Origin of the sequence: Sphingomonas astaxanthinifaciens DSM 22298 (assembly GCF_000711715.1) — a bacterium.
Taxonomy (GTDB): domain Bacteria; phylum Pseudomonadota; class Alphaproteobacteria; order Sphingomonadales; family Sphingomonadaceae; genus Sphingomicrobium; species Sphingomicrobium astaxanthinifaciens_A.
The window spans coordinates 1248113-1263827 of the sequence record NZ_JONN01000001.1 but is presented as its reverse complement, the minus strand read 5'-3'; the positions used below and the strand labels follow the sequence as shown (position 1 = coordinate 1263827).

Annotated in this window: 20 protein-coding genes, 1 tRNA gene and 1 pseudogene; 14 read left to right on the top strand and 8 right to left on the bottom strand. The window is 70.0% G+C overall.

Going from position 1 to position 15715, the window contains the following annotated elements; all coding sequences use genetic code 11:
- Positions 1-140 precede the first annotated feature (140 nt).
- The 7 genes from BS69_RS0106505 (at position 141) to BS69_RS14415 (ending at position 5128) form a co-directional block, all read left to right on the top strand.
- Entirely contained in the window at positions 141-1664 is a 1524-nt protein-coding gene (locus BS69_RS0106505; protein ID WP_156956928.1) for a hypothetical protein, read from the top strand.
- 96 nt (positions 1665-1760) lie between these two features.
- A complete protein-coding gene (locus BS69_RS0106500; RefSeq protein ID WP_029941155.1) occupies positions 1761-2306 on the top strand; it encodes a fasciclin domain-containing protein in 546 nt (181 codons plus the stop codon).
- Between the two features lie 156 nt (positions 2307-2462).
- Positions 2463-3032: a sigma-70 family RNA polymerase sigma factor gene (locus BS69_RS0106495; RefSeq protein ID WP_029941154.1), complete on the top strand. Its 570-nt coding sequence runs from the start codon at positions 2463-2465 to the stop codon at positions 3030-3032.
- Entirely contained in the window at positions 3029-3739 is a 711-nt protein-coding gene (locus BS69_RS0106490) for an anti-sigma factor (protein ID WP_029941153.1), read from the top strand. Before BS69_RS0106495 ends, BS69_RS0106490 begins: the two co-directional genes overlap by 4 nt.
- 57 nt (positions 3740-3796) lie before the next feature.
- Positions 3797-4291, top strand: a complete 495-nt coding sequence (msrB, locus tag BS69_RS0106485; protein WP_029941152.1) for a peptide-methionine (R)-S-oxide reductase MsrB — start codon at positions 3797-3799, stop codon at positions 4289-4291.
- Positions 4291-4890 carry a peptide-methionine (S)-S-oxide reductase MsrA gene (gene msrA, locus BS69_RS0106480; RefSeq protein ID WP_425423529.1) on the top strand — a complete coding sequence of 200 codons (600 nt, stop codon included), beginning with the start codon at positions 4291-4293 and terminating at the stop codon, positions 4888-4890. The genes msrB and msrA overlap by 1 nt, the downstream gene beginning before the upstream one ends.
- A 64-nt stretch (positions 4891-4954) precedes the next feature.
- Complete coding sequence (locus BS69_RS14415; RefSeq protein ID WP_169738067.1) at positions 4955-5128, top strand: hypothetical protein; 174 nt, start codon at positions 4955-4957, stop codon at positions 5126-5128.
- On the opposite strand, the gene BS69_RS0106470 is transcribed toward BS69_RS14415, so the two are convergent.
- Together BS69_RS0106470 and BS69_RS0106465 are read right to left on the bottom strand one after the other, a co-directional pair.
- A complete protein-coding gene (locus tag BS69_RS0106470; RefSeq protein WP_029941150.1) occupies positions 5129-5821 on the bottom strand; it encodes a hypothetical protein in 693 nt (230 codons plus the stop codon).
- The gene (locus BS69_RS0106465) at positions 5818-6324 is read right to left on the bottom strand and encodes an RNA polymerase sigma factor (RefSeq protein WP_245605119.1); all 507 of its coding nucleotides are present in this window, start codon (positions 6322-6324) and stop codon (positions 5818-5820) included. Before BS69_RS0106465 ends, BS69_RS0106470 begins: the two co-directional genes overlap by 4 nt.
- 75 nt (positions 6325-6399) lie before the next feature.
- On the opposite strand from BS69_RS0106465, the gene BS69_RS0106460 reads away from it, so the two are divergent.
- Together BS69_RS0106460 and BS69_RS0106455 are read left to right on the top strand one after the other, a co-directional pair.
- Positions 6400-7740 carry a S8 family serine peptidase gene (locus BS69_RS0106460; protein WP_051676588.1) on the top strand — a complete coding sequence of 447 codons (1341 nt, stop codon included), beginning with the start codon at positions 6400-6402 and terminating at the stop codon, positions 7738-7740.
- Positions 7741-7840: 100 nt separating this feature from the next.
- Entirely contained in the window at positions 7841-8512 is a 672-nt protein-coding gene (locus tag BS69_RS0106455) for a hypothetical protein (RefSeq protein ID WP_051676587.1), read from the top strand.
- A gap of 110 nt (positions 8513-8622) precedes the next feature.
- On the opposite strand, the gene nusG is transcribed toward BS69_RS0106455, so the two are convergent.
- From nusG to BS69_RS0106430, 5 genes are all read right to left on the bottom strand, one after another.
- The gene (gene nusG, locus BS69_RS0106450; protein ID WP_029941146.1) at positions 8623-9162 is read right to left on the bottom strand and encodes a transcription termination/antitermination protein NusG; all 540 of its coding nucleotides are present in this window, start codon (positions 9160-9162) and stop codon (positions 8623-8625) included.
- Between the two features lie 9 nt (positions 9163-9171).
- Positions 9172-9369, bottom strand: a complete 198-nt coding sequence (secE, locus tag BS69_RS0106445) for a preprotein translocase subunit SecE (protein ID WP_029941145.1) — start codon at positions 9367-9369, stop codon at positions 9172-9174.
- Between the two features lie 217 nt (positions 9370-9586).
- Positions 9587-9662, bottom strand: a tRNA-Trp gene (locus tag BS69_RS0106440).
- Entirely contained in the window at positions 9661-10509 is an 849-nt protein-coding gene (locus BS69_RS13640) for a sterol desaturase family protein (RefSeq protein ID WP_051676586.1), read from the bottom strand. The genes BS69_RS0106440 and BS69_RS13640 overlap by 2 nt, the downstream gene beginning before the upstream one ends.
- 72 nt (positions 10510-10581) lie before the next feature.
- Complete coding sequence (locus BS69_RS0106430; RefSeq protein WP_051676742.1) at positions 10582-12336, bottom strand: fatty acyl-AMP ligase; 1755 nt, start codon at positions 12334-12336, stop codon at positions 10582-10584.
- 117 nt (positions 12337-12453) lie between these two features.
- Between BS69_RS0106430 and BS69_RS0106425 the strand changes: the two genes are divergently transcribed.
- The 5 genes and pseudogenes from BS69_RS0106425 to BS69_RS14705 all read left to right on the top strand — a co-directional run.
- Positions 12454-13035 carry a regulatory protein RecX gene (locus BS69_RS0106425; protein ID WP_051676585.1) on the top strand — a complete coding sequence of 194 codons (582 nt, stop codon included), beginning with the start codon at positions 12454-12456 and terminating at the stop codon, positions 13033-13035.
- A 47-nt stretch (positions 13036-13082) separates the two neighbouring features.
- Positions 13083-13670 (top strand): cold-shock protein, encoded by a 588-nt coding sequence (locus BS69_RS13635; protein WP_281169698.1) that lies wholly within the window; start codon positions 13083-13085, stop codon positions 13668-13670.
- 41 nt (positions 13671-13711) lie between these two features.
- Positions 13712-14152, top strand: a complete 441-nt coding sequence (locus BS69_RS0106415; RefSeq protein WP_084184342.1) for a DUF192 domain-containing protein — start codon at positions 13712-13714, stop codon at positions 14150-14152.
- 61 nt (positions 14153-14213) lie between these two features.
- On the top strand, positions 14214-14597 hold the full coding sequence (locus BS69_RS0106410) for an NADH:ubiquinone oxidoreductase subunit NDUFA12 (protein ID WP_029941139.1): 384 nt from the start codon (positions 14214-14216) through the stop codon (positions 14595-14597).
- Positions 14598-14599: 2 nt separating this feature from the next.
- Positions 14600-14974, top strand: a pseudogene (locus BS69_RS14705) (DUF2155 domain-containing protein); the annotation flags it as partial.
- Between the two features lie 35 nt (positions 14975-15009).
- Here BS69_RS14705 and aat read toward each other — a convergent pair.
- A complete protein-coding gene (gene aat, locus BS69_RS0106405; RefSeq protein ID WP_037504410.1) occupies positions 15010-15699 on the bottom strand; it encodes a leucyl/phenylalanyl-tRNA--protein transferase in 690 nt (229 codons plus the stop codon).
- Between the last annotated feature and the right edge of the window lie 16 nt (positions 15700-15715).

Below are 15715 nucleotides of genomic sequence, written 5' to 3'. Positions count from 1 at the left end.
CCGTCTGAAAGATATCGGTTCATAGAAAGGCAAAATCTCCTACATTGCAAGGCTGGGAAGTCTTGGGCGGCACCCGCTATGGTCGGCGGGTGAGCGGGGAGCGGGACGACACAGGCGGGAAGTGGCCAGCGAGCCTGCTGGTGCCCGAGACGGCAGTCGGCTGGCCGGCGCGGGCGATGCTGTTCGCAACGTGGCTGATCCTGGTTGCCTGGCTCGCCATCCCGCACGTGCCGTGGAAGGACGAGGCGCGGGCCTATGCGCTGGCGACCGTCGGCGGCGACTGGGCGGCGATGCTCCGGGCGATCCATGGCGAGGGTCATCCCGCGCTTTGGTATGTCATCCTGCGCGCGCTCCACGACCTTTGGCCCTCGCCGCTGGTGCTGCCGGTGGCGGGCCTGATGGTGGGAATATCGGCGGCGGCGCTGTTCGCATTTCGCGCGCCATTCCGGCTGCCGATCCTTGTCGCCGTGCTTTTCAGCGCCTTTTTGCTGTTCCACCACAATGTCGTCGCGCGAAATTACGGGCTGGCCGCGCTCATCATGTTCCCGCTGGCCGCCTGGTGGCCGCGGCTGCGCGACAGCCCCTGGTTCGGGGTGGCGCTGCTGCTCCTGTGCAACAGCGCGGTGCCGACGATCTTCCTCGCGGGCGGGCTCTTTCTCTATCGCGCGCTGACCGTGCTGGCAGAGCAGGGAATGGCTTGGACCCGGCAGATGCGCATGCTGGTCGTCAACGGGTCGATCCTGCTGGCTGGAGCGCTGCTCTGCTTCCTCACCGTCTATCCGCCCGCCAACGACGCCGTGTCGGCGCTTTCGACGCGGCCGTTCGGGGTGCAGGCGGCGGTGGCGGCGCTGGCGAGTCCGAGCCGGGGGTTCGACTTCGGCTATGGTTGGGCGAGCGGACTGCTGCTGGCAGCGCTGAGCCTGGCGATGTTCGCGCGCAATCGCCCGGCATTGGTCGCGGCGGCGGCGGCGCTGGTCGGGTTCCGGCTGTTCTTCTTCTTCGTCTATCCGGCGAGCTATCGGCACAGCACGCAATTCCTCGTTTTCCTGATTGCGCTCGCCTGGATGAGCGCCGCGGACGGGCGTGCACGCGGCGGGGGGCGGGCGTCGAGATCGATCGCGCTTGCGGGAGAGGCGGTGTTCGGCGCGACGCTGGTGCTCCAGCTGCTGTTCACCGCGAGCATTCTCAACCTCGCGCTCGCCAAGGTCCCGCAAAGCCGCGCACGCGACCTGGTTGCGGTGATGCGGCGCGAAGGGCTCGGCGATGCGGTGGTGACGGGGCAGCCCGACACGGCGCTCGAGCCGATCGCCTACCAGCTCGATCGCGACGTCTGGCTGACCCGCCAGGAGCGCTTCGGGCGGGTCAGCCCGCTGACCCGGACCGCGCGGCTGCACTTCGGCTATGCCGAACTTTTGGGCCAGGTGGAGCGGCTGCACCGGCGGACGGGCCGGCCGGTGGTGATTGCGATCCTGACCCCGCTCGATGCGCCGCCAGCGCGCAGGATCGCCGACACCGGCTTCGAGGAGGACATGCTGCTCGATCCGGGCGAATATGCCCGCTTCCGCGCGGCGACCCGGCGGCTCGCGGTGACCGGACCCGCGATCAGCGACGAGCGCTATGTCGTCTATGCCTATCCCGCCGCCGCCGGGCGAGGCCCACCCTGACCTTTCGTCCGTAGCCGCATCCGCTCGGCGCACGCTCCCGTAGCTTGTCGTGCAGCCACCCCATGGGCTGCGACAGACAAGGGAGTTTTCGACGCCATGAAGTTCGTTCGACTGACCGCGGCCATCCTCGCCGCCGCCGCCGTTCCCGCCGCCGCCCACATGAAGACGCCGACCGTTGGCGGGGCCGCCATGTACCCGAGCAAGACCATCGTCGAGAATGCCGCGACCGCGCCCAACCTCACCACGCTCGTGGCCGCGGTGAAGGCCGCGGGGCTGGTCGACACGCTGAGCGGGCCGGGCCCCTTCACCGTCTTCGCGCCGACCAACGACGCCTTCGCCAAGCTTCCGGCGGGCACGGTCGACACCCTCCTCAAGCCCGAGAACAAGGGGCAGCTGACGGGCGTCCTGACCTATCACGTGGTGCCGGGCCGCCTGACCGCGGCCAACATCATCGCCAAGATCAAGGCGGGCAAGGGCCATGCGACGCTCAAGACGGTCGCCGGCGGCACGCTCACCGCGCGCCTGTCGGGCGGCAAGGTCGTGCTGACCGACGCCCAGGGCGGCAAGTCGATCGTGACCCAGGCCAATGTCTTCCAGAAGAACGGCGTGGTCCACGTCATCGACAGCGTCCTGCTGCCGTAAATTTCGAGCCACACCCAGGCGCGCGGCGGTTCGCCCCCCTGTACGCCGCGCGCCGCCCGGCGGGAGCCCAAGCCCATGACCAACGTGCTGACGGTCGGCCAGGCCCCCGCCGGGTTTCCCTTTCCAGCGTCCGCCGCCCCTGCCATGAAACGAGCGATGGACCGGCCCGCTTCGACTTCCACGCTGCTTCGGCAGGAACTGGCCGCGTTGCTGGGCCGGGTCGCGGCTGGCGAGCGGGCGGCGCTGGCCGAGGTCTATGAGCGGACCAGCGCCAAGCTCTACGGCATCTGCCTGCGGATCCTCGGCAGCGAGGCCGAGGCGCAGGAAGCCCTGCAGGAGGCCTATCTCACCGTCTGGCGGAAGGCCGGGCGTTTCGACGGCGGACGGGCGAGCCCGATCACCTGGCTGGCGCTGATCGCGCAGAGCCGGGCGATCGACCAGCGCCGCCGCCGGCGCACGCTCGCGGCCGAGCCGATCGAGGCGGCGGGCGAGGTGCCGGATCTCTCGGCCGGGGCCGATGAGCTCGCGGCCAGCGCCGACGAACAGGCGCGTCTCCACCATTGCCTCGACGGGCTCGACGAAAAGGCGCGGACGATGATCCGCGCGGCCTTCCTCGACGGCCTGACCTATCCCGAGCTCGCGGCGCGCGAAGGGGTGCCGCTGGGGACGATGAAGAGCTGGATACGGCGCGGGCTCATGCGGCTGAAGGGGTGCATGGAAGGATGAGCGGGAGAGACGAAAGCGGGCGCGACGCGCTGGCCGCCGAACTGGCGATGGGGCTCCTCGACGGGGCCGAACGCGCCGAGGCCGAGCGGCTGGCGGCAAGCGATGCCGACTTCGCGGCTGCGGTTCGGCGCTGGTCGGCGAGGCTTGCGCCGCTGCTCGACGAGGTCGAGCCGGTCGCCCCTCCGCCGGGGCTGGTCGAGCGGCTGCTGCCGGAGCGGCAATACGCCAACGATAATGAAGGCGGGGCGAAATTGCGCTTCTGGCGGGGCTGGTCGATGACCTCGACCGCGGTGGCGGCGGCGCTGGCGTTGTTCATCGCGGTGCGTCCCGCGCCGCCGGTGCCGGCCCCCGCGACCCTTCCGACCGTGCCGCCGATGGTCGCCGCCATGAGCGCCGAGGGAAGCCCGCTGCGGCTGGTCGCGACCTGGGATCCGGCGCGGCGCAGCCTGGTGGTGGCGGCCGCGACCGCGGTGGGCGATCCCGGGCCGCACAGCCACGAATTGTGGGTCATCCCGGCCGACGGCAAGCCGCATTCGCTCGGGGTCATGCCGGGCAATGGCAAGATGCATGGCGAGCTGACGCCCGAGCAGGCGCGGCTGCTCCAGGCGGGGGCGACCATGGCCGTGTCGGTCGAGCCGCTGGGCGGATCGAAGAGCGGCCTGCCGACCGGGCCGGTGGTGGCGGCCGGCAAGCTCGAGACGACCTGAGTGCATCCGGCGGCGTTCACGGGCCGTATCTGAGCGGAAGCGCAAGGAGAGCCAATGATGACGGCGCAGATCGATCGACGAACCGTCCTCGCGGGGGCCGGTCTGGCGGGAATCGCGGTGGCGGTGGGGACGGGCCTTGGCGGCCGGGCCGATGCGGCCTTCCAGGTCCAGAAGAGCCCGGCCCAGTGGCGGGCGCAGCTCGGGCCGCAGCGTTATGCGATCCTGCGCGAGGCCGCGACCGAACGGCCGTTCTCGAGCCCGCTCAACAAGGAACATCGCAAGGGCGTGTTCGACTGCGCGGGCTGCGCGCTGCCGCTTTATTCCTCGGCGACCAAGTTCGACAGCGGGACCGGCTGGCCGAGCTTCTGGCGCGCGCTGCCCAATGCGGTGGTGACCAAGAGCGATTTCAGCCTCGGCATGAAGCGGACCGAGGTCCTGTGCCGGCGCTGCGGCGGGCACTTGGGCCACGTGTTCGACGACGGGCCCCCGCCGACGGGCCTGCGTTATTGCATGAACGGGCTGGCGATGACCTTCAGGGCGGGAGCGGCATGATGCGCAAGCGGTTGATCGGAGCGGCGCTGCTGGCGCTGGTGGGCGCGGCTTCGCCGGCGGCGGCGGCCGAGGAGACGGCGGTGTTCGCGGGCGGCTGCTTCTGGGGCATGGAGGGCGTGTTCGAGCATGTCCGCGGGGTCAGCGACGTGACCTCGGGCTATGCCGGTGGAAGCGCGGCCGACGCGACCTATGACAAGGTCAGCAGCGAGACCACCGGCCATGCCGAGGCGGTTCGGATCCGCTTCGATCCGGCCAAGGTGAGCTACGGCCAGTTGCTGCAGGTCTATTTCACGGTCGCGCACGATCCGACGCAATTGAACCGGCAGGGGCCCGACAGTGGGCCTAGCTATCGCAGCGCGATTTTCCCGCAGAGCCCGAAACAGCTGGCGCAGGCCAGGGCCTTCATGGCCAGCCTCGCCAGGTCCGGCGCGTACAAGCGGCCGATCGTGACGAAGATCGAGCAGGGCGGCTTCTACCCGGCCGAGGGCTATCACCAGGACTTCATGGCCCGAAACCCGCGCCACCCCTATATCCTCGCCAATGACGTGGAGAAGGTGGCGGCGCTGAAGAGGCGCTATCCGGCGCTCTACAAGGGTTGAGCGGCATTAACGGGACTCGAGGCTATCGGGCCTAGGGAGTGGCTTCACCATAGGAAGCCCGGCCATGAAATTCGTACTGCTGAAGTCGCATGGCGGGGACTATCTCGTCATCGCCCAGAACGTCGCCTGGCTGCGCGCGCACGAGAACGGCCAGACCAAGATCGGGATCATCGGCAGCGAGCCGATCCAGGTGGCGGGCACGATCGAGGAAGTCGCCGCGGCGATCCTCGCCGGTTAGTCAGCGCCAGCCTGCCTTGGCCGCCGCCTGCTCGGCCGCGGGGTCGAGCGGCTCGCCCGCGATGCGGCTGTCGATGAGCGCGCCGAGCGCCGGATCGGGCCCGGCGGCCATGCGATAGTCGCCCTGGCCCGGCTGACCCGCCACCAGTCCCTCGACCGCCCAGCCCTCGCCGGCGCGGCAGGCGATGCCGCTCTGGGTGGCGGCGGAGAAGCTGCGGCAGAAGCGGCCCGACTGGTCCTTGAAGCTGAGCCCGATGCGGATCCCGTCCTGCTCGCCCGCGCTGGCGAGCTGGCGGTCGAGCGCGTGGCCAAGGGGGCCGGTGGCGGCGAGCTGGCCGTCGCGGCTTTCGAACGGGCCACTGCCGCCGCGGGGCAGGGCGACGCCGATGGTGAGGCCGAGCGCGAGGCTGGCAGCAAGCGCGAGGCCGGTGACGCTCCACCGGCGGCGCGAGGCGCGGGCGGCGGCGAAGTCGACGACCTCGGCGGTGGGGCGGGCGGCCGCGGCGAGGCGCTCGGGCACGGGCGCGGCGGCGATGGGCGCGAAGGCGGCGGAGAGGCGCGCGGCGAGGGCGCGATGTTCTGCGGCCAAGGCGCTGAGCTCGGGATCGGCGGCGACCTTGGCGGCCATCGCCGAGGCCGCGGGCTCGGCGAGCTCGCCGTCGAGCCAGGCGTAGAAATCGGGGTCGTCGGTCATGTGTCAGCTCCTGCCCCAAGCGAGGCCAGCAAGGCGTTGCGGCCGCGCACGAGGCGGCTCGAGACGGTGCCGATCGGAAGGCCGAGCGCTTCGGCCGCCTCGCGATAGCCGAGGCCCTCGATCATGATCAGGGCGACGACCTCGCGCTGCTCGTCGGGAAGCTGTCCCATCGCGCGCATCACGGTCGCAAGCTCGGCCGATTGCTCGATCGCCGCCGCGCCATCGAAACCCTGGCGCTCGCCCTCTTCCGGAGGCGCTTCCCAGGCCGCCTTGCGCTGGCGGCTGCGGGCCTCGTCGATCCACAGGTTGCGGGTGATCCGGAACAGCCAGCTGTCGAGTCGCGTACCGGGCATGAACTGCGCCCGGCTGCGCAACGCGCGCTCGACCGCCTGCGCGGCGAGGTCGTCGGCATCGGCCGGGCTGCGCGACAGCGAAAAGGCAAAGCGCCGCAATCGCGGCAGCATCATTCCCAGCGCGTCGGCAAATTCGTCGTTGGCGGTCATCGGGCTCCATGCGGGATGAAACGACGCGGCTGCACCGTTTCATCCCCGACGACGAACTGATTAGGATCGATTGCAATGTCCAGACGCTCTTCCGCCCTTGCCGCGCTGCTGATGGCCGGTGCCGCGCTCGCCGCCGCCGGGAGCGCGGCGCGGGCGCAGCTGCTGCCCTCGCTGCCGGTCGGCGGGCTGCCGCTGCCGAGCGCGGTGCGCAATGTGACGGTGGTGGGCGACCTCCTCGCGCCGCTGTCACCGGCCCAGCGCCAGGCCGCGACCCTGCCGAGCCTCGACCGGCTGGGGGTGGCGCAGGGGGTGGGCGAGCTCGGCCAGGCGTCGCTCGCCGAACTCCGCAAGCTTCGGCTGGGCGAGCTCATCCGCGCCAATCCGGCGCAGCTCGAGTCGGGGCCCGACGGCGTGCCGGTGCGGCGCGGGGTGCTGATCGCGATCGACCCGACCGATGCCCAGCTGCGGAGCGTGGCCGCGGCCGGCTTCACGGTCGAGCGGCGCGACGATCTCGGCGGCCTCGTCAGCGTGACCCTGCGCGCGCCGGGGCGGCTGTCGGGCAAGGCGGCGATGAAGCGGCTCAAGGCGGCCGCGCCCGGCCTCGCGGCCGATTACGACCCTATCTACGAGCCCGCGGGCGGGGCGCTGCTGCCGGTCGCGGGCGCGGTGCTGGCGGGGGCGAGCCCGCCGCCGATGCCCGCCGGACGATCGATCGTGATGATCGACGGCGGGGTCGCGGCGCATGCCAGCCTCAAGAATGCGGCGATCGTCCAGCAGGGCTTTGCCGGGCCGGCCAAGGCCACCGGGCACGGGACCGCCGTCGCGTCCCTCCTGGTCGGCCGTGACGGCGCCTTCCGAGGCGCGGCCGACGGGGCCAGGCTCTATGTCGCCGACATCTATGGCGGGAGCCCGGCGGCGGGGAGCGCGAGCGCGATCGTCCGCGCTTTGGCCTGGGCGGCGTCGAAGCAGCCCGACGCGATCAGCATCAGCCTCGTCGGCCCGAGCAATCTCCTCCTCCAGCGCGCGGTGGCGATCCTCGCCCGGCGCGGCGTGCGGATGGTGGCGGCGGTCGGGAATGACGGGCCGGCGGCGCCGATCCAGTATCCGGCGGCCTATGACGGGGTGACGGCGGTGACCGCGGTCGACGCGCGCGACCGGGCGCTCCCCGAGGCAGGGCGGGCGGCGCGCCTCGACTTCGCCGCGCCCGGCGCGGACATGGCGGCGGCGCTTCCGGGAAGGGGCTATGCCAAGGTACGCGGGACGAGCTTCGCCACCCCGCTGGTCGCCGCGCGGCTGGCGGCCACGGGCTCGACACAGGCGCTGGACCGCGAGCTGTCGCGCGGCAGCGGCAAGATCGGGCGCGGAATCGTCTGCCGGACCTGCCGCACCGACCCGAGGATCGTCGGCGCGAAATAAAAAGCGCGGGCGGGGATGAAGCGCGCAAGGCGTGTCGTTCTCAACAGGCAAGCCCCCCGGGGCTGCATGGATTCAAGAGAACGACAGGAAAGGACCTGACATGATCCGTCTCACCCTTGCGCTGGCGCTGGTCGCCGGCACCGCCGCTGCTCCCGCTTCGGCCCAGCTCCTCGGCAATGTCGGCGGCACCCTTGGGGGGGTCGTTGGCGGGACCGTGAACGGCAGCAATTCGCTCGGCGGCACCATCGGCGGCGCGCTTGGCGGCAATGGCGCGCTGTCGGGCACGCTCAATGGCGTCAGCGGCAGCGTCACCAAGAGCGTCACGGGCAGCGTCGCGGGCACGGGATCGCTGACCGGCAGCCGCTCGGTCGATACCCGCAGCGGTTCGGCGAGCGGCGACGTGGGCCTCGCCGGGAGCCTCGCGGGCGCGGCCGAGGGCGCGCTGGCGGGGACCGGCGCGGGCCAGTCGGGCGGGCTTGCCGGCAGCCTCTCGGGCAATGCCTCGGGCAGCAAGAGCGCCAGCTTCGGTCTGCAGGGCGTCGGCACCGACACGGTCGCCTCGGTCGCGGGCAGCGCCGCGGGCATGGCGCGCGGCCAGGTCGCGGCGGCGCGTGAGCAGGCGGGCGCGGTGCGCGGGCAGGCCGAGGGCCAGGCCACGGGCATGCTCAACGGAGCGCTGGCCGCCACCCGTTCGGCGGGCGGAAGCCTCAATGCTTCGGGCCAGGCGAGCGGCTCGGCCCAGGGCGAGGCCCGCGTCTCGCGCGACGACTAAGCCTGATCGTCCCCTATCGTCTGCCGCGTGATGGGCAGACGGAAACGGCCCGCCGAGTCCTCCCCGGCGGGCCGTTTGTCGTCTTGTGCCCTCCCCGCGGGGAGAGCGAATTACTTGACGCGTTCGACCTGCTCGAACTCGAGCTCGACCGGGGTGGCGCGGCCGAAGATCGACACGCCGACCTTGACCCGGCCGCGATCGAAATCGAGTTCCTCGACCAGGCCGTTGAAGCTCGCGAAGGGACCGTCGAGGACCTTGACGCTGTCGCCGATCTCATAGTCGACGTTGATCTTCGCCTTGGGCGCGGCGGCGGCGGCTTCCTCCTTGGTGTTGAGGATGCGCGCGGCCTCGGCCTCGCTGATCGCCTGCGGCTTGCCGTTGGGGCCGAGGAAGCCGGTCACCTTGGGTGTGTTCTTGACGAGGTGGTAGACGTCGTCGTTCATGCCGAGCTTGGCGAGCACGTAGCCGGGGAAGAACTTGCGGTCGCTCGTGACCTTCTTGCCGCGGCGGATCTCGGTGACCTTCTCGGTCGGGACCTCGACCGCCTCGACCAGCGGCTCGAGGTTGAGGCGCTTGGCTTCCGACAGGATCGACTCGCGGACCTTGTTCTCGAAGCCCGAATAAGCGTGGATGATGTACCAGCGGGACATGGTTCTGTTTTACCCCAGGAGGCCGAGCAGCGACTCGACGATCTTGCCGAAGATGCTGTCGACCGCGAAGAAGAAGAGAGCGAGGATCGCGGTCAGGATGAACACCATGACGGCGGTGACCCAGGTTTCCTTGCCGGTCGGCCAGACGACCTTGCCGGCTTCGGAGCGGACCTGGCGGATGAATTCGCCGGGGGATGTCTTGGCCACTGCAGGCACCCTTCACGTGATAGAAAAACGAGGTCCGCGGATGGCTCCGCCGGACCTCGGTTGAAGCGGCATGTAGCGTGGTCGCCGCGAAGGTTCAAGGCGAGCCGTCGGCGAAGTGAATTCGCCGACGTCGACGCTCGCTTCGCGAGCCCGGCCGGCGGCTTCGCGTCCGCTTCGCGGAGCGGCGCGCTGCTTCGCTACGCGCCTCGCTGCGGCCTGGCAGGGGCAGAGGGACTCGAACCCACGACCCTCGGTTTTGGAGACCGATGCTCTACCAACTGAGCTATACCCCTAGGCCGCCTGCCGGTTAGCGTCAGGGACTGCCGGTTGCAAGGCGGTCGAGTCGACGATCGGTGCCGGGGGCTGTTCGCGGCGCCACAGGCGGAAGGGAAAGGCGAGGAGCTCGGCAAGGCTGCGGGGCGAGGGCGCCTCGTGGATCCCGGTCTTCGGCCACTCGCCGGGCCGGGGCATGACGCAGGTCCCGAACAACCGGTCCCAGAAGGAAAAGAGGATCGAGAAATTGCGGTCGAAGTGCCGCTCCTCGAGGCTGTGGTGGATCCGGTGAAAGGCTGGCTCGACGAGGAGATGGCGAAGCGGACCGAACCCCGTCCTGACCGGAGAGTGGATGAAGAGGAGCAGGAAGGACGTCACGATGACGACCATCGAGGGCATGGCGTACGAGCCGAAGTCGATCAACGAGAGCGGGATCGCGACGAACAGGAACATTGGCACGAACTGGAGGGGATGGCTGATGCTCGTGGCCGCGCTGAGGTGCTCGACCGAATGATGGACGGCATGGACCGGCCAGAGGAATCGGTGCTCGAAGCGGTGCTCCCAGTACATCAGGAAATCGGTCACGAGCAGCATCGCGAGCACGGCGCCGACGCTGCCGACCTGCTGCGTCGGAAGCCTGATGAGCGGCCCGATGCCAAGGTGGCCCCACAGCCAGTTGAGCGGGGTCGAGACGACCACGGCGAAGACCGGGACCATCAGTCCGAACATGACGCCCGGCCAGCGCACCCGCCAGCGGAATGGCTCCTGCTGGCTGACCATCTCAGCGATCGTGCAGAGGAGGATCAGATAGCCGGTCGAGAAGATGACGCCCGGGATTCCACGCAGCTGCTCGACGATCAACGCCATCCTCCCTTTGCAGCCAGGAACTGCGCCAGTGAGGTATAAATCTTATTAACGAGACGGCCCGCCCGTCCGCGATCAGGCGGCGATGTCGAGGGGGACGATCTCGCCCGAAAGGTAGAGATTGCGCGCCTTGGTCCGCGACAGTTTGCCCGAGCTGGTGCGGGGCAGCGAGCGCGGCGGAATCAGTTCGACCACCGGGCTCATGCCGATGATCGCGCGGACCCGCTCCTTGATGTCGTCCTTGAGGCGGCTGCGCTCCTGAAGGTCGGAGACGCGGCAGTGGACGAGCACCGCCGGCTGCTCCTCGCCCGAGGGCCCGGTGATCGCGAAGGCGGCGATGTCGCCCGACTTGAAGCCGGGGAGCTGCTCGACCGCCCACTCGATGTCCTGCGGCCAGTGGTTGCGGCCGTTGATGATGATCATGTCCTTGGCGCGGCCGACGATAAAGATGTAGCCACCCGAGAGGTAGCCCATGTCGCCGGTGTCGAGCCAGTCGTCCTTCATGCAGGCCTCGGTGGCCTCGGGATCGCGATAATAGCCGACCATCAGGCTCTGGCCGCGGGTCCAGACCTTGCCGATCTCGCGGTCGGGGAGGACGTTGCCCGCGCCGTCGCGGATCTCGATTTCCATGCCCTCGAGCGCACGGCCGCAGTTGACGATGGCGCGATAGCGCTTGGGGCGGTCCTCGCCGTCCTCGGCAGCGGCGCCCGACAGTTGGCTTTCCTCGACCAGCTCGAGGCGGATGCCTTCGCCCGGCGGCATCAGGCTGACCGCCAGCGTCGCTTCGGCGAGGCCGTAGGAGGGGCAGAAGGCATTGGCCTTGAAACCGGCGTCGGCAAAGGCGTCGACGAAGGCCTGCATGACGTCCGGACGGATCATGTCGGCGCCATTGCCCGCGATCCGCCAGCGCGACAGGTCGAAGCGCTCGCTGGCCTTGATCTGGCTCGACATGCGGCGGGCGCAGATGTCGTAGCCGAAGGTCGGCGAATAGGAGAGGGTGGTGCCGGGGTTGCGGCTGACGAGGTCGAGCCAGGCGAGCGGCCGCCGGGCGAAATCCTCGGTCTTCATATAGTCCGTGCTGATCTGGTTGGCGACCGGCGAGAGGAAGCAGCCGACGAGGCCCATGTCATGGTACCAGGGCAGCCAGCTGACGACGCGGTCGCTGTCCTGCATCTGGAGGCCGAGCGCGTGGCCGCGAAGATTGTGGAGCAGCGCGCGGTGGGTGACCGCGACCCCGTGCGGGAAGCGGGTCGAGCCGCTCGAATATTGGAGGTAGCCGATCTCGTCGGGGCTGGCCTCGGGAAGGGCGGCGGCGGGATCGAAGGGCTCGGCGGCGAGCGCGTTCCAGCTCATCGCGCGGACCGAGCGACGGGCACCCGCCTCGACGCAGAAGTCGGCCAGCTCCTCGGGGTAGAGGAACAGCGCGGGGTCCGAACTCGTCAGCATGACCGTCAGCTGTTCGACATAGGCCTCGCGCCCGCCGAAGCTGGTCGGGAGCGGAAGCGGCACCGGCCACAGCCCGGCATAGACCGCGCCGAAGAAGCCGGCCGCGAATTCGGGCCCGGTCTCGGCAATCAGCGCGATGCGGTCGCCCTTCTGAAAGCCCATGCCCATCAGGCGACGGGCATTGGCGAGCGCGTCCTCGCGCATTTCGGCATAGGTGTAGGCGCGGGTCAGGGTGCCGCGCGGATCGTGGAAGTTGAGACCCTTCTTGCCCTTGGCGGCATAGTCGAGCGCGTCGCCGAGAGTGGCGAAGTCGGCCATCCGGCGCGGCAGGTCGTCGAGCGTCGGGGTGGCGCCCAGCGGGCTGAGCATGGGGGCCTGTTCCATGACGTCGATCACGTTGTTCTGGTCCTGTATCTGGTCTTGTTCGAGCCGGGAGCGGGCGCGCACGCCACTCCCATGTTGACCGTGGTTGTTCGCGGTTGAGTGTGGCACAAAGAAGGCGTGGGCAGCGGGGACGAGGAGCGCGAAGGCAGCGGCGGGCGGCGCAGACGGGCCCCGCGACCGCTCGATCCGGAGGCGCTGCGCGAGCTTGCGCTGGCTTATGTGGCGCGCTTCGCGACCAGCCGGGCGAAGCTCTTGACCTATTGCCGGCGCAAGCTGCGCGAGCGGGGGTGGTCGGGCGAAACGGAGCCCGACCTCGACCGGCTCGTCGACCGGATCCGGGAGCTGGGGTTCATCGACGATCGCGCCTTTGCGGGAATGAAGACCGCGAGCCTGCTGCGCCGCGGCTATGGCCGCGGACGCGTCCGCGCGACCCTCGCGGCGAGCGGGATCGGCGAGGAGGACGGGGCCGAGGCGCTGGAGCGGGCCGAGACGGAAGCGCTTGCGGCGGCGCTGCGCTTCGCCGAGCGCAAGCGGATCGGGCCCTATGCGACCGCCCCGATGCACGATCCGGCGGCGCGCGAAAAGGCGATCGGGGCGATGATCAGGGCCGGCCATTCGTTCGACCTGGCCCGCCGGGTGGTGGCTGCGACGCCCAGTCAATTAAACGAAATATTAACCGAGATTGATGAAAGTCGTTAAGCCGACGTAACTTCCTCTGCCCGGCACTCTGTGTTATTCGTAGCATCGTGCAACGGGAGTATGCGTCGGTGTCGGTGGACGACGAGGGTTCGGGCGCTGCAGGCCCTGCGGCGGACGCAGGCCCCGGTTCTGGCGTCCGCGTCACCGGCCGGGTCAAGTGGTTCGACGCGACTCGGGGTTTCGGCTTCCTCGTCAGCGACGACATCGAGGGCGACGTCCTCATCCATTTCTCCCTCCTTCGCGAGCATGGGCGGCGGTCGCTTCCCGAAGGAGCGGTTGTGACCTGCGACGTGCTGCGGCAGGATCGCGGGCTGCAGGCGACCCAGGTGGTCTCCATCGATCTCAGCCAGGCGGTGCCCGTGCGGGCGCCGGCGAGCCCGAGCGAGGATCGGTCGGACCGGTCGGGCCTGCTCGACGGCGCTGGGCCGTTCGAACCGGTGGAGGTCAAGTGGTTCAATCGCGTCAAGGGTTATGGCTTCGTCAATCGGGCGGAGACTCCGGATCAGGACATCTTCCTGCACATGGAGACGGTGCGCCGGGCGGGGCTCGGCGACCTTCAGCCGGGCGACCGGGTCTCGGCGCGGATTGCGGAAGGCCGCAAGGGGCTGACCGCGGTCGACCTGCGCGCGGACTGAGCCGGCTGGCGCTGCTGGCGGCGCTGCCGCTGGCGCTGGGCATGGCGGCATGCACCTCGAACCAGAGCGACAGCGCGCCGCTCGAGAAATCGGCCGCGGGACTGGCGCAGGTCCCGCTTACCATCCGCACCGCCGGCGGGCAGGTTCACAAATTCACCGTCGAGGTCGCGGCCAGTCCGGCCGAGCAGGAGCAGGGACTGATGAACCGCCAGAGCCTCGCCCCCGACCGAGGCATGATCTTTCCCTACGAGCCCCCCAAGGCGGCGAGCTTCTGGATGAAGAACACGCTGATCCCGCTCGACATGATCTTCGTCCGCGCCGACGGGACGATCAGCAGCATCGCCGAGAATACGGTGCCCTTGAGCCTCGAGCCGGTCGCCAGCCTCGAACCGGTCGGCGCGGTGCTCGAGATCGCCGGGGGCCGCAGCGCCGAACTGGGGATCAAGGTCGGCGACAAGGTCGAGTGGGTCCATTCGAAGTGACGGGGTCGAGGGGCCGAAGGTGGTTGCACCCTCGGGCCCTCTCCCGCTAGGGCGCTCGGCCATGGGTTTACTGGCGAACATCTTCACCTGGTGGAACGGCGCGGGCATGACCACCCGGCGCTTCACCAAGCGGCACGGCCGCGAGGTCGGGCGCGACGAGCTGGGCAATCTTTATTACCAGCACAAGGACGATCCGCGCCGGCGCTGGGTGATCTACAACGGTCCCAACGACGCCAGCCGCGCCCCGCCGCAGTGGCAGAGCTGGCTGCGCGGGCAGATCGACGACGTGCCCGAGAAGTCGCTTCCGCCGCGCCGCTCGTTCGAGAAGCCGGCGATGCCCAACCTGTCGGGGACCGGCGAAACCTACCGGCCGGCGGGCTCGCTCTCGCGTGGCGGCAAGCGCGCTGCGGCGACCGGCGACTACCAGGCCTGGACTCCCGAATAAGCATGCGCTGGCGCGTCGCCGCCATGCTTTGCCTCGGCCTGCTCGGCGCGGGCTGCGACCGGCTGCCTGGCGGCAAGGGGCAGGACGAGAACAAGGCCGCGCAGGCCGAGAAGCCCGCGCCGCCGCCGCCCGGCACCACGCCGATGAACGAGCGGGTGGCGGTGCTGGGCGTCCTCAACAAGCGCAACGGAATCGCCCGCGACATTCGGCTCAAGCCGGGCCAAGCGGTGCGGATGAACGACCTGATCGTGCGGCTGCGGGCGTGCGAGAAGACCCCGCCGTGGGAGTTCGACCAGTTGACCGGCGCCTTCGTGCAGGTCGACGTGCGGCAGCCCGACGATACGTGGGACCGCGTCTTCTCGGGCTGGCTCTACAAGGAAAGCCCGTCACTCAACACGGTCGAGCACCGGGTCTATGACGTCTGGCCCAGGAGCTGCGAGATGAACTTCCCGGCGGCCGCCGAGGAAGCCGGCTCCTTGAGCGACGACAGCAGCCCGTCGAGCGAGCGCCAGTCGGGCTCGGGCGGGACCGAGGCCGAGCCGAGCGCGTCGCCCAGCAACCCGACGTAGGACGCGCGGGGCACGTCCACCGCGCCGAGGCTGGCGAGGTGGCTGGTCATGAACTGGCAGTCGAGCAGGGTGAAGTGGCCGGCGCGCAGCCGCGCGACGAGGAAGGCGAGCGCGACCTTGCTGGCGTCGGTGGCGCGGCTGAACATGCTCTCGCCGAAGAAGGCGCGACCCAAGGCGACGCCATAGACCCCGCCGACGAGGCGATCTTCTTCCCACACCTCGACCGAATGGGCCTGGCCGCGCTCGAACAGGCCGATCATCGCCTGCTCGATCGGGCGGTTGATCCACGTCTCCTCGCGGTCCGCGCAGCCGAGCAGCACCCCGGCGAAATCGCGGTCGGCAGTGACGGTGAAGCGACCCGAGCGGAGGCGCTTGGCGAGGCTCCGCGAGACGTGGAAGCGGTCGAGCGGGATGATCGCGCGGGTGCGGGGCTCGACCCAGAAGAGCTCGTCGCTGTCGCGGCTGTCGGCCATGGGGAAGACCCCCGAGGCATAGCCACGCAGCAGCAGGTTGAGGTCGAGCCGGGCGCTCATCGCGCGAGGGTAACGC